Annotated in this window: 1 protein-coding gene; it reads right to left on the bottom strand. The window is 38.0% G+C overall.

Annotation, left to right across the window (positions count from 1 at the left end; genetic code table 11):
• Positions 1-793, bottom strand: a 793-nt coding sequence (locus ACFIO5_RS11340) for an ABC transporter substrate-binding protein (RefSeq protein ID WP_375705461.1), incomplete at both ends; no start/stop codon positions are given.

The raw sequence follows: 793 nt of genomic DNA, 5'->3' as shown, positions 1-793 counted from the left end.
AACTATTCCAAACCCATTTTTTTACTGCTGGGCCCATACCAACTGTATAATATGTCTGAAATAAATAAACCATAGGACCGTGCTCAAGCATATAACGCTGTAAAGCACGATATTGTGTAATACGCTTATTTTGATCTTGCTCAAACAACGTATCCATCACCATTTTGTTGACATTTTCATCATAATAACCAGCACGCCAAGCCAAATACATATTGTGCTTTTTTGTAAATGTTGGATCAGGATTAAAAACATGATTTAATGAAGCAGGATGTCCATCAGGATCAGCACTCCCCCAACCCATAATAGCCGTATCATAATTTCCACCACGCACGCGGCTTAACAATTGGGTTTGTGCCATTTTTTCAATTGTAAACTCAATACCAACTTTGCGTGCATTTTCTTGGATAGACTGCGCAACAGATGACATATATGTAAGACTACCAACTAAAAGATTAGCCTTAAAACCATTAGGGTAACCTGCTTCACTTATTAATTGCTTTGCCTTTTCTAAATCCAATTTAAACGGCAATCCCTCTTTCTCATCCAAAGCTCCAGGTATACCCAGTGGCATATAACTTGCACGTGGAATTGCAACACCCTTTAAAACAGTTTTTCCAAGGCTCTCGTAATCAACCAAATAACGAAGTGCCAATCTTACTTTTTCGTTAGCAAAAATTGCATTTTTGTTGTTCAACGATAAATAAATAGACTGCGGTCGTAAAACACGACTAATTTTGACAGGCCCGCCTTTTTTTTCAATATCCAAGATATCCTCTGAAGAGAGATCACGCGC

Source organism: Bartonella sp. AA86SXKL, assembly GCF_042196885.1.
The sequence above is the reverse complement of the archived record's forward strand: the minus strand, read 5'-3'. Positions and strand labels throughout refer to the sequence as shown.